General features: G+C 47.6%; 10 protein-coding genes and 1 other annotated feature. Of the genes, 9 read left to right on the top strand and 1 reads right to left on the bottom strand.

Annotated features, from left to right (window positions below; all coding sequences use genetic code 11):
- From QVO97_RS09900 to QVO97_RS09890, 3 genes are all read left to right on the top strand, one after another.
- A partial coding sequence (locus QVO97_RS09900) for a hypothetical protein (protein ID WP_288189578.1) occupies window positions 1-215 on the top strand: 215 nt, incomplete at its 5' end.
- An 84-nt stretch (window positions 216-299) separates the two neighbouring features.
- Window positions 300-1,430 (top strand): hypothetical protein, encoded by a 1,131-nt coding sequence (locus QVO97_RS09895; protein WP_022360168.1) that lies wholly within the window; start codon window positions 300-302, stop codon window positions 1,428-1,430.
- Complete coding sequence (locus tag QVO97_RS09890; RefSeq protein WP_022360167.1) at window positions 1,427-1,948, top strand: hypothetical protein; 522 nt, start codon at window positions 1,427-1,429, stop codon at window positions 1,946-1,948. Before QVO97_RS09895 ends, QVO97_RS09890 begins: the two co-directional genes overlap by 4 nt.
- 158 nt (window positions 1,949-2,106) lie before the next feature.
- Here QVO97_RS09890 and QVO97_RS09885 read toward each other — a convergent pair whose 3' ends face one another.
- Window positions 2,107-3,426 (bottom strand): acetyl-CoA hydrolase/transferase family protein, encoded by a 1,320-nt coding sequence (locus QVO97_RS09885; protein ID WP_022360166.1) that lies wholly within the window; start codon window positions 3,424-3,426, stop codon window positions 2,107-2,109.
- A gap of 402 nt (window positions 3,427-3,828) precedes the next feature.
- Between QVO97_RS09885 and QVO97_RS09880 the strand changes: the two genes are divergently transcribed.
- From QVO97_RS09880 to QVO97_RS09855, 6 genes are all read left to right on the top strand, one after another.
- Window positions 3,829-5,184, top strand: a complete 1,356-nt coding sequence (locus tag QVO97_RS09880; RefSeq protein ID WP_022360165.1) for an MATE family efflux transporter — start codon at window positions 3,829-3,831, stop codon at window positions 5,182-5,184.
- 30 nt (window positions 5,185-5,214) lie between these two features.
- On the top strand, window positions 5,215-6,273 hold the full coding sequence (locus QVO97_RS09875; RefSeq protein WP_022360164.1) for an MBL fold metallo-hydrolase: 1,059 nt from the start codon (window positions 5,215-5,217) through the stop codon (window positions 6,271-6,273).
- A 233-nt stretch (window positions 6,274-6,506) separates the two neighbouring features.
- Window positions 6,507-6,719 carry a FeoA family protein gene (locus QVO97_RS09870; protein WP_022360163.1) on the top strand — a complete coding sequence of 71 codons (213 nt, stop codon included), beginning with the start codon at window positions 6,507-6,509 and terminating at the stop codon, window positions 6,717-6,719.
- A gap of 131 nt (window positions 6,720-6,850) precedes the next feature.
- Window positions 6,851-7,108: a binding site (T-box leader), on the top strand.
- A 195-nt stretch (window positions 7,109-7,303) separates the two neighbouring features.
- Window positions 7,304-9,715 (top strand): leucine--tRNA ligase, encoded by a 2,412-nt coding sequence (leuS, locus tag QVO97_RS09865; RefSeq protein WP_022360162.1) that lies wholly within the window; start codon window positions 7,304-7,306, stop codon window positions 9,713-9,715.
- 690 nt (window positions 9,716-10,405) lie between these two features.
- Window positions 10,406-11,071: a hypothetical protein gene (locus QVO97_RS09860; protein WP_022360161.1), complete on the top strand. Its 666-nt coding sequence runs from the start codon at window positions 10,406-10,408 to the stop codon at window positions 11,069-11,071.
- Window positions 11,072-11,356: 285 nt separating this feature from the next.
- Window positions 11,357-12,122, top strand: a 766-nt coding sequence (locus QVO97_RS09855; RefSeq protein ID WP_288189577.1) for a transposase, incomplete at its 3' end; no start/stop codon positions are given.

Below are 12,122 nucleotides of genomic sequence, written 5' to 3'. Positions count from 1 at the left end.
TGGATCGATACCGATTCATCAAGGCTGTCAGCGGCGGCTTTCTCTTTCTGGAAGGTCTTTCGGATCGATATGGTTATAGGCTGTGCTTGAATTCACCAAAGCGCTGCGAATGTTATCGATGGGACAGGCGAGAAGTTAAGGCAGTGAATGCGGATGCCAAATTGCTACGAATTGCGTGCTTTTGCAATTTTCAAAAAGAAGGCTATAAATTGTAAGAAAATAGAAAAGACTACCCACCTGTAAAAAAGGTATAATGTTGCAAAGAGAACAACTTATACAGACAGGTGGGTGGCCTTTTTATGATAGAGAAAAATGAGAAAAGCGGGGAACTCATGGAAGTAAAAGAACAGGCAAAAACAGTTCGGAAACATCCGGAGCGGATGATCGTGCGTATCTGGCTGGTGCTGGCGCTTATTTGTCTGCTGGCGGGTCTGATCGCCCAGTATACGTTCCGGCTGAAAGAACCGCTGTTTCTGCACTACAGCCAGTCGGCTTATCTGGGCTGTGGGCTGGACGGAGTAGAAACTTCGGAGGATGGAATCGTTCCATCTGTGTCAAGTGAGGCGCTTGAAGAAGAAAGTACCGATTCCGATGTGAAAGTTGGAGTTTTAGACGAAGGCGTGAAAGACCCGAATGCGAATATGGGATTGGAGAATACAGTGTCCTTGTATGCGCTCGGGGAAGAAAGTGTGGATGAGACAGATGGAACTTCGGATGTATGGTATACACAGGTGAATTTTGCCTATCTGACGGATGTGACGGATGAGATCTGTGTGAGAGAAATTCGTTTTTCAGAGTTGCCTGAACTTCAAATGCAGGAAATGCGGGAGACAGTCCAGTCAGCGGGACAGTATGCGCTTCATCGCCTGGATGCTACGCTTTCGATTGAAGATCCGCAGCATAACGGGATCCGTCAGTGGAGAATCCTGACGCGGGCGCAGGTGCTCTATTCAGATGGAAACACAGCAGACGTAAAAATTGGTAATCTGGTACTGATTGCAAATCCGGAGGGCGGGAGCGCCCTGGAAAATCCAAGTTCCAGCGCCAATTCAGATGGAACGGCCACACAGGTTTACACCGTTCAGAAAGATGGAACCATCGAAGTAAAAGGCTGCATTGCGTCAGCCGGGGAGATGGAAAATTTTTCGATGACCTTAAATGGAGAGCCTATCCCAGCTCAAAAAGAAGGGGAAGAGCCGAAACGGCTGACAGTAAAAACGGGTGATGTGCTGACGTTCCAGAGCCATTGGATTGGCAAAGAGGAAGACCAGTCGCCGCAGGTATTTCATTCAGGAGTTGCAGTGCTTTCATATATCGGCAAAGATGGCGGGGAGCAGGTTCTTTCATTTGAAAATGAATACAGGAAGAGAAGGGAGCTTCGCTTTATTGATGTGTGGAAATATCTGCTGAAAGAGGAGGCATTTAAGTGAAAACGGGAGATCATAAGATTTTAGCCGGTCTGATTCTTGCTTTGATTCATATTAATCTGTTCCATGTGGTGCTGCTGCCGCCCTGCATCGGATTCCTGATTTTATATATCGGGATTCTCCAGAAAGAGCGGCAGGCTGAATTTTTCCAGATGGATGTAAAAGAGATGAGAGTGTACCGGGCAGCAGGGGCGGCGCTTGTGCTGGTGACTGCTTTTTCTAGCTTCCTGTCCATGTTCTGGAGGTGGCCGGACGGAACCATCTGGTCGCTGATTCCGTGTATGCTGGAATATGTGGTGCTCTATGGACTGATGGAAAGCTACACCGCAGGTTCGCCCAGACATTCGTATCACTCCGAACTGTGCTGTGGATATGCTATGGTAATGGGAGCAGCACTGTGTGGGTACGCAGTCAGCCTGATTCTGCATATTGCGCTGTGGCAGCTCTTTGCGTCTATGATTATTCTGGTCTGCCGGTTTATGGTGGTTGTGGTTGTTATAGGGGCGAAGAAAGGGGCATAAAAAATAAAAAGCCGTAACCAGATATACCCGCCCATGGGATTAAACTCATGAGCGAAAGTATAAGGTTACGGCTTTTCTATGTTGAAAATTCTGGTTTTCAAATAATCAAAGATAACATGGAATGTTGATGTTTCGGTTCCGATGTATCTTTCCAATTTTTATTTAAAATTCTCCTCCGCATACCGGCGCAGCTCATCACGGAAATCCGGGTGTGCGATGGCGATCATGGCATCCGCTCGTTCTTTTAAGGTAAGCCCGGTCAGTTTTGCGATACCGTACTCGGTCGCCACGTACTGAATCATGGTACGCGGTGCAGATACGGTGCTGCCGCCTGGAATGAACGGTACGATGTTGGATTTTAAGGAGCCATCTTTTTTCTTGTGGGTGGAAGCAAGGCAGATAAAGCCCTTGCCTCCCTCGGAGCGGAATGCGCCCTCCAGGAAATCCATCTGTCCGCCGATACCGGAGAGCTGTCGGGTGCCGGCAGACTCGGCATTTTCCTGTCCCATCAGATCCAGCTCGACACCACCGTTGATGCTGATGACATTTTTCATCTCACCGATGCGGTACGGGGAGTGGACGTAATCGACGTCAGCCGGATGGAAGAGCTGCGGCTCATTATCCAGCCAGTCATATAATTCCTGAGAGCCCATGGCAAGGTTCCAGGTAGAATAACCGTTGTCAATTTCTTTCTTCTTGTTGGTCAGCTTGCCAGCCTTATAGAGGGCTAAAAAAGCATCGCTGATGGTGCCGGTGTGGCAGCCGAGGTCAGTTTTGTCGGACTGTGCCAGCATATTGGCAACGGTAAACGGAACGCCGCCGACGCCCAGGGAAAGGACAGCGCCGTCCGGGATCTCCTCAACGACACGTTTGGCAATCTCAATATCAACGGCGCTCGGATCGCGGTAGGTGCGGATCGGAAGCGGCTCATGCTCGCCCTCGACGATGAAATCTGCCTCTGAGAGGTGGACACGGTGGGAACCATCGACGCCCTGTAAGCGCGGGAGGCGCTCATTGATCTCGAAGATGACGGTGCGCGCATTCTCAAAGATGGTGCGCCATGCATAGTTGGAAATACCCAGTCCGCAGTAGCCGTCCGCATCCGGTCTGGAAACCGGTACAAAGGCAACATCCACGCGAATGTGGTGGCGGTACATTTCCGGCAGGGAACGCAGCATCATCGGCATAAACTTGCAGAGCCCACGGGTCTGCAGCTTGCGCTCATAATCGCCGATGTGCCAGCTGTAGTAGCTGAATGCTTTCTGCTCCGGGTCGCTTTCGACAACCTCGATGCGCGGGCGGATGACTAAACCGCCGCGGATCTTGACATCGGTCAGCTCATCCCTGCGTGCTGCCAGCGCACGGTCGAGAAGCTCCGGAAATCCAGCGCCAAAGCCATAATCCACCCAGTCGCCCGGTTGAACGGCCTTGACGGCGGTCTCAGCACTTACAAATTTGCCTGCGTAATTGTTAGACATAGTAAAAATCCTCCATCGGTATGAAATTCATAATTTTCTAGTTTCCATCATATCCCAGAAAGCGCTTTTTTGCAACTTCCAAAGACAATTCCAAAAGACAATTTTTAAGCTGGGTTTTAAGATGAGTTTAAGATAGATTTAATAGGAAAATAGTTGACAAAATAGGTGTTTATGATAAAATTAAGTGTTTAAATAAGAGTTGGTCTTTTACACAGCAGGCAGAAGTGCCTGTATTTTTATGTAATAGGAAATTTCTTGGAATTCCCTATTACACAAAAAGGCACTAACGTGCCAATGATGTGCACTCGCGCGAAGCAGAAACATGTCGCAAGCGACCGCGCTCGGCGCGAGAATGTGACTGTAAAGAATACAACAAATATAGAAAGAGAGGAGTTACGACAAATGAAAACAAATACGGATTTATTTGAAAAAACACCCGTACCGAAGGCGGTCGCAACCATGGCGGTTCCGACCATGATTTCCATGCTGGTGGTTGTTATCTATAACATGGCGGATACATTTTTCATCGGTCAGACGAAGGATCCGCTGCAGGTGGCGGCAGTTTCGCTGGCAACGCCGGTCTTTATGATTTTTATGGCATTAGGCCATCTGTTCGGTATCGGCGGCAGCTCAGCGATATCGAGAGCACTGGGAGAACGCCATAAAGATCGGGCATGTCATATCAGTTCATTCTGCTGCTATGGATCCCTGGGGCTGGGCGTGATAGTGGCTATCCTGTCTGTACTTGGAATGGAAACCATTCTGCATCTCATCGGTGCCAGTGTAAATACGATCGGTTTTGCGAGACAGTACCTGGCGATTATTGCAATCGGCGCGCCGTTTATTATGTTTTCAACTGCATTTGCGAATATTCTGCGGGGAGAAGGCGCATCGAGAGAATCGATGGTCGGAAACCTGTTAGGTACCGTAGTAAATATTATTTTGGATCCGATCATGATCCTGGTGCTTGGCTGGGGAGTGACCGGTGCAGCGCTTGCGACGATTATCGGCAATATTGCGGCCTGTCTTTACTATATTGCTTATTATCTACGGGGAAAATCGACACTGTCGATTCATTTCCGTGATTTTAAGATGGGAGATGGAATCGTTTCCGGCGTGGCAGGGATCGGTATTCCGGCATCCTTAAATAACATCCTGATGAGCTTTGCCAATATTATCCTGAACCAGGCGCTGGTCGGTTACGGTGACACACCGGTAGCGGCGATGGGGGTTGCGATGAAATCCAATATGCTTGTTGTCCTGCTGCAGATTGGTCTCTGCGTGGGAATCCAGCCGCTGATCGGTTATAATTATGGAGCGCGCAACAAGAAACGACTGATGTCGGTATTCAAATTTACAGGATTTGTATCGATTATTATGGGAACGATTCTGACATTGTTTATGATTGTCGCAAGAAAGACAATGATTCAGATGTTTATTAATGATGCAGAAGTTGTCCAGTATGGTATTCAGATGGTGGTTGCCCTCCAGCTTTCTGCGCCATTCCTTGGTATCTTATTCCTCTGCATCAATACGATCCAGGGAATGGGAAAAGCGCTTCCGTCGCTGATTCTTACGATCTGCCGCCAGGGACTGATTTTTATTCCGTTGATTTTCGTGCTGAATGCGATGTTTGGCCTGGATGGAGTTATCTATGCACAGCCGGCGGCTGATTATCTGTCGATTGTGGTGGCGATTTTGATTTGTGCATATCTGTTCCGGACGATGGATCATAGAGAAGAGAAAGCAGAAGGCTGAGAAGATTCAATAGATTCAATAAGGAAAAATATGCTTAAAGAAAATAAAAGAGAAGAAATCACAAAGAACATAGAGAATAGGGAAGCCCTTGTAGAACAGGTGGCAAATGGAATCTGGCGGATCGGTGTGGAATTGCCGCAGAATCCTTTGCGGGAACTCAATAGTTACCTGATCAAGGGAAAAGAAAACGAGCGTGATCTTCTGATTGACACCGGATTTCGGCGCGAGGAATGCCGAGAGGCGCTGTTTGCAGGGCTTCGGGCACTTGGAAGTAGCCCGGATCGGCTGGATATTCTTCTGACACACCTGCACTCGGATCACACAGGACTTGCCAGGGAGGCGGCAGGGGCGGACAGCCGCATCTATATCAGCGGGATCGATCTGGCGATCTTAAAGGACGGTTTTACACCGGAGCGCCCGCTTCGGCTGGCGGCGCAATTCCGTGCCGGTGGATTTCCGGAGGATGAAATGAAGAAAACGCAGGCGCTCAATCCGGCAGTCCGCTATAAGCTGGATCAGGTTGATGACCGTTTTGTTCCGATTGAGGCAGGCTGGAAATACACGGTAGGAGATTACACGCTGGAAATGATCTCCGTGCCGGGGCATACGCCGGGCAATGCGATGTTCTGGGCAAAGAAGCAGGGCATCATGTTCACGGGCGATCATATCTTGTTTGATATATCGCCGAATATTACTTCCTGGCTGGAATCGGAGGATCCGCTGGGCGATTATCTCGACAGCCTGCGCCTGGCCAGAAAATATCCGGTCCGCCTTGCCCTGCCGGGACACCGGAAGACGGGCGATTATGCAGCGCGCATCGAGGCGCTGCTGGCACACCATGAGCGGCGTCTGGCGGAGACGGAGGCGCTGCTTGCCGAACATCCGGGCATGACGGCATATGAGACGGCTGGAAAGATGCGTTGGAAGATCCGTGCCGCCAGCTGGGAAGAATTTCCACCGTCCCAGAAGTGGTTTGCGGTGGGAGAGTGCATGGCGCATCTGGACTACCTCCGCCTGCGCGGCAGAATCCGCCGGGAGATGGACGGAGAAGTGTGGAGATGGTTCACGGTAACGGCTAAATACTGTTAGAATTAACTAACAATTATTACCATTGACTAACAATAGTCTGACTGCATATAATGATAGGAAAGAAAGCGGTAACTGTTCAGTAGGTCTGCGCATTTACTGCGCTGACCGTACGAAAACATGGGCCAGCAGGCAAAAATCCCATTGCCGTAGGCAATTTTTAATGGATTTTTGCGCGTGACTGTGAAGGTACTGAACAGTTACAGAAAGCGGAATATCAGTCAGGAGGTCGTTGTATGCAGTCGTTGGCAAAGGTGCAGGCGGGAGAGTCCTGTGAAATCAAGTGGATGTTTGGAAATGCGGATGTGATGAACTTTTTGGAGCGCTATGGAATCAAAGAAGGAAGCCGTATCCGGGTCCTTGGACGTGTGCTGGATGGTCTGATCATCGGAAATGGAAAGGTTCGGCTGGCACTGGGCGATGAAGTGGCAGAGCGGATTCAGGTGTAGGTTTGACGGTGATTGAAAGATTGTCGAAAATGTCATGTATTGAAAGAACGTCGAATCTGTCACGTGCAAGTTGCTTGAGCAGGTCACGTTACTTGACATTTCTTCCCATTTATGCTATTCTATCAGATAGCACAAATGCAATGAACGGAAGTAGTAAGCCGCGAAATTTCTACAGAGAGCTGCCGGATGGTGTGAGGCAGCGGAAGGAAGCCGCCGAACTGGTCCGGGAGCAGCCTGTTGAAAGAAGTGTTTTTGAATGAAAGAAGTGTTTTTGAATACCCGAGTAGGCAGAGCCGGTCATCCGCCGTTACAGGACGATGAGGAGCACACGGATTCCGTGTGAAATAGAGTGGTACCGCGCAGTTGGAATTTTCGCCCTGCGTCTCTATACAGGTAATGTAGAGACGCAGGGCGTTTTTGACGTTACCGGATTGAAAGAATGTCCGCAAGGGTTGGATGTTATGCAACTGCCAACGGACCAGTCGATTGCAAGAATGAATCATCATTTTAGAGACTGGAGCCGGATTTTGACAGGAAATAGCAAAAAATCAGCGTGGGTTAAGCAGAAAACAGGAGGAACAAAGATGTCACAGTACAATCATACCGCCATTGAGAAAAAATGGCGCGAGAACTGGGAAAAACATCCCATCAATGTAAACGATGGAAAGAAAGAAAAATATTACTGCCTGGATATGTTCCCATATCCGTCCGGAAGTGGTCTGCACGTTGGTCACTGGAGAGGCTACGTTATTTCAGATGTATGGAGCCGTTATCAGCTGCTGCGCGGCAAATACGTGATCCATCCGATGGGCTGGGATGCATTTGGTCTGCCGGCAGAGAACTACGCGATCAAGATGGGCGTACACCCGGCTATCTCGACTGAGTCCAACATTAAAAATATTAAACGTCAGATCAACGAGATCGCAGCCATCTATGACTGGGATATGGAAGTAAATACCACAGATCCGGCATTCTACAAATGGACCCAGTGGATCTTCGTCCAGATGTTCAAAAAAGGTCTGGCATACGAGAAAGAATTCCCGATCAACTGGTGCCCGTCCTGTAAGACAGGTCTGGCAAACGAGGAAGTTGTCAACGGCTGCTGTGAGCGCTGCGGTACTCCGGTTACCAAGAAAAACCTGCGTCAGTGGATGCTCAAGATTACCGCGTACGCAGACCGCCTCTTAAATGATCTGGACAAACTGGACTGGCCGGAGAAGGTTAAAAAGATGCAGACTGACTGGATCGGCAAATCTTACGGTGCAGAGGTTGATTTCGGTGTAGAGGGACGCGATGAGAAGATCACCGTTTACACCACCCGCCCGGACACCCTGTACGGTGCAACTTTCATGGTATTGGCTCCGGAGCACGCGATGGCAAAGAGCCTGGCAACCGATGAGACCCGCGAGGCAGTAGAGAAATACATTTTCGATTCATCCATGCGTTCCAACGTAGACCGTCTGCAGGATAAGGAAAAGACCGGCGTATTTACCGGAACTTATGCAATCAACCCGATCAACGGTGCGAAGGTTCCGATCTGGCTGTCTGATTATGTATTAGCTGACTACGGTACCGGCGCTATCATGTGCGTACCGGCACACGATGACCGTGACTTCGAGTTTGCAAAGAAATTTAATATCCCGATCATCCAGGTTATCGCAAAAGATGGCAAAGAGATCGAGAACATGACTGAGGCGTATACCGAGGCGTCCGGCACGATGATCAACTCTGGCGAGTGGAATGGTATGGAATCTTCCGTACTGAAAAAAGAAGCGCCGGAAATGATTGAGAAGAGAGGTATCGGTCACAAGAGAGTCAATTATAAGCTGCGTGACTGGGTATTCTCCCGTCAGCGTTACTGGGGCGAGCCGATCCCGATCGTACACTGCCCGAAGTGCGGCAACGTACCGGTTCCGGAGGATCAGCTTCCGTTAAAACTTCCGGAGGTAGAAAGCTATCAGCCGACTGGTACCGGCGAATCCCCGCTGGCAGCCATCGACGAGTGGGTCAACACCACCTGCCCGTGCTGCGGCGCTCCGGCAAAACGTGAGACAAACACCATGCCGCAGTGGGCCGGATCTTCCTGGTACTTCCTGCGCTATGTAGATAACAAGAACGATAAAGAACTGGTATCCCGTGAGAAAGCAGACAAATATCTGCCGGTTGATATGTACATCGGCGGTGTTGAACATGCAGTACTGCATCTGCTGTATTCCCGTTTCTATACCAAGTTCCTGTGCGATATCGGTGTCATTGACTTCGACGAGCCGTTCAAGAAGCTGTTCAACCAGGGTATGATCACCGGTAAGAATGGTATCAAGATGAGTAAGTCGAAAGGAAATGTCGTATCCCCGGACGATCTGGTACGCGACTACGGCTGCGATTCCCTGCGTCTCTATGAGCTTTTCGTAGGACCGCCGGAACTGGATGCAGAGTGGGATGACCGCGGTATCGAGGGCGTATCCCGTTTCCTGAACCGTTTCTACAACCTGGTTATGACCAGCAAGGACAAAGACATCAAAGAGACCAAGGAAATGGTTAAACTGCGCCACAAACTGGTATTCGACATCGAGCAGCGTTTCGAGCAGTTCAGTCTGAATACCGTTATCTCCGGTTTCATGGAGTACAACAACAAGCTCATCGATCTGGCGAAGAAAGAGGGCGGCATCGACAAAGAAACCCTCAAGACATTCACTATCCTGCTGGCACCGTTCGCACCGCATCTGGGCGAAGAGCTGTGGCAGGAGCTCGGCGGCACCGACAGCGTCTTCCACGCTTCCTGGCCGGAGTGCGACGCAGAGAAGATGAAGGATGACGAGAAAGAGGTAGCTGTTCAGATCAACGGCAGAGTCCGTGCGACCATCACCGTACCGGCAGACATTTCCAAAGAAGATGCTATCGCCGCTGGTAAAGAGGCTATCAAGGACAAGCTGACTGGAAATATCGTAAAAGAAATTTACGTTCCGGGACGGATTGTGAATATTGTTATGAAATAAATTGTGAAAAATCCGGGCGGAATCAAGCGGGATGATTGAGATTGATCCGTTGGACTAAAAAAAACAGCATCCTGTGTATTTCAAAAAGAAAATACACAGGGTGCTGTTTTTTTTGCTTCTTGTTTCATAGAAAATTGCGTCCTATGAAACAAAAAACGCATTAGGAAGCGTTTGAATGCGGGAATCGCAATATTATAGATTGTTCTGCAAAATTCGAAAAGAAAAAAATTCGCAGAATACCTTGTTCTGCGAAATCTTTGAGATAAAATAGTATTAAAAATATTATTCTATGCTGCAGCTTTTATAAAACAATTTTATTTGTTTTCTAGCGCTAGCATCGGAATAGTCGCTTTTTTCTTCACCGCTTCTGGGCTCCTTACATTATGTGCTGTCCGAAAGAACAGCAGAAAAGTTTTGTACCAAGAAGATTTCCCTTGGCTCATCTTCTTGATATTTGCGATAATTATTAATGGAGTCTATTTTATTCGGACATTGAATAGAAGTTTTCCTTTACATACGCTGTATTGGATATATTCAGCATTTTTGATCTGGACATTTCGAACTTTATATTCGGAGTCGTTCATGAACGGACTTTGCTGGATGTGACGCATCAACTTGATTTTCCAGGTGTTGCTACTTGTTTCTGGTCGTGGCAGATATTTTTATGAAACCTGGGGCGGATCACGTTTTATGGGAACTTTTAACGACCCGAATCAGTTCGCATTTTTCATTTTTATCATGATGCTGGTGTTCGTTGGCGTACTGACCGGGCAGTTTTTCTGGGATAAATGTTGTCATTCGAAGCAAAAGAAAGTTTGGTGGTTTGGCGGTGCCGCATTTTTGGTGTTGCTGACAGTCGGCGTGTATTTGATTTTGCCGGGAGCGGATTTTGATGTTTCTCAGACGGATTATACACTTCTTTCGCGGATTCAACAGAAGATATGGAAGCTGGCGAATGGAAATATCTATGATTTACTTTATGATCGAAGCGCAGAACGACTGGTGTTAGAACCGCAGTATCTGTTATACGGAGCCGGAGAGGGATTTTTTGAGCGGTTTATTCCATATGATGGATTTGAGGCACTTTTGAGTCTGGGTGTTTTTGATGTGTTTCATGTCAACGAGATTCATTCCAGCTTTTTTGATGTCTGGTTTTCGTATGGATTGATTCCGACTACCTTTTTGGTGTACTGGATTGGAAGAAATGTGATTCGCTGCGACCGGGCACAGCGGGCGGCAGTGCTGGCACTGCTGGCGGAAAGTTTTACGTTGATGAACTGCAGACAGCCATTTTTCTGGTTTATTATTGTGATGGCAGGGATCTCCGGGAAGAAGAAAAATACGGAATATGAGTAAAAATGGATCAGGGGTGCTTTTCGAGAGAGGAGTATTCCTGATGTGCTAAATGAATATTTGCAAATTTTGATGTATGATTGAGGATTTCTCTTGCATCCTTTTTGGGAATATGATACATTTATCCTATCAAGCATATATTTTTCTTTATCAACTATTCAAATGTATCTAATGTTCTAAATTAATCTAAGAAAATCTTATGCTTACCCAAGTTGACAACAATTAAAGAGCAGGAGATTTTCGATGGATGATGAAGAAATGAAATTCTCCTGTCAGAAGGGAGAATGAATGAGAAATAGGAATTCTGTAAAAGTAAGGCGGGATCACAAGGATACGTTGTTTCGGATGATTTTCAGTACAAGGGAGAATCTGTTGAGTCTGTATAATGCGGTAAATCATTCACATTATACGGATGCAAAAGCGTTGGAGATCGTGACGCTGGAAAATGCGGTTTATATGAATATGAAAAATGACCAGGCATTTTTACTGGATATGCAGTTGAATTTGTATGAACACCAGTCAACCTGGAATCCGAATATGCCGCTGCGTTTTCTGATTTATGTGACGAAAGAATACCAGATGCTCATTCGGAATCAAACGCTGTATGCGTCAACGCTGGTGGAATTGCCGACCCCACACTTTGTTGTATTTTACAATGGAGAAGAGGAGCGGGAAGCGGAAAGTGTTCTGAAATTGTCACATTCATTCTGCCAGAAGGAAGATGAACCAGAGCTGGAATTGATAGTGAAGGTATTGAATATTAATCTGGATAAAAAACAGAGGATTCTGGAAACTTGCTGCCTGTTGAAAGAGTATATGCTTCTGGTTGACAAGATTCGTAAATATGCGGCAGAGTATAAGGACATAAACCGGGCGGCAGAGCAGGCTGTGACGGAATGTATTGAGGAAAATATACTGGCTGATTTCCTGAGAAAGAATCGAACGGAGGCGATAGAGGTGTGTATTTTCGAATATGATGAGAAACGGGAAAAGGAATTGATTCGGAAGGCAGAGTATGCGGAAGGTAAGAAGGAAGGATTAAGGGAAGGGCAGA

The sequence above is a fragment of the Clostridium sp. CAG:43 genome (assembly GCF_000434655.1).
Classification (GTDB): Bacteria; Bacillota; Clostridia; order Lachnospirales; family Lachnospiraceae; genus Otoolea; species Otoolea fessa.
The sequence above is the reverse complement of the archived record's forward strand: the minus strand, read 5'-3'. Positions and strand labels throughout refer to the sequence as shown.

Excerpts from the sequence above, each read along its gene's own strand:
- QVO97_RS09875 (WP_022360164.1), top strand. The coding sequence starts at position 5,215 with ATGCTTAAAGAAAATAAAAGAGAAGAAATCACAAAGAACATAGAGAAT.
- QVO97_RS09895 (WP_022360168.1), top strand. The coding sequence starts at position 300 with ATGATAGAGAAAAATGAGAAAAGCGGGGAACTCATGGAAGTAAAAGAA.
- QVO97_RS09885 (WP_022360166.1), bottom strand. The coding sequence starts at position 3,426 with ATGTCTAACAATTACGCAGGCAAATTTGTAAGTGCTGAGACCGCCGTC.
- QVO97_RS09870 (WP_022360163.1), top strand. The coding sequence starts at position 6,507 with ATGCAGTCGTTGGCAAAGGTGCAGGCGGGAGAGTCCTGTGAAATCAAG.
- QVO97_RS09880 (WP_022360165.1), top strand. The coding sequence starts at position 3,829 with ATGAAAACAAATACGGATTTATTTGAAAAAACACCCGTACCGAAGGCG.
- leuS (WP_022360162.1), top strand. The coding sequence starts at position 7,304 with ATGTCACAGTACAATCATACCGCCATTGAGAAAAAATGGCGCGAGAAC.
- QVO97_RS09860 (WP_022360161.1), top strand. The coding sequence starts at position 10,406 with ATGGGAACTTTTAACGACCCGAATCAGTTCGCATTTTTCATTTTTATC.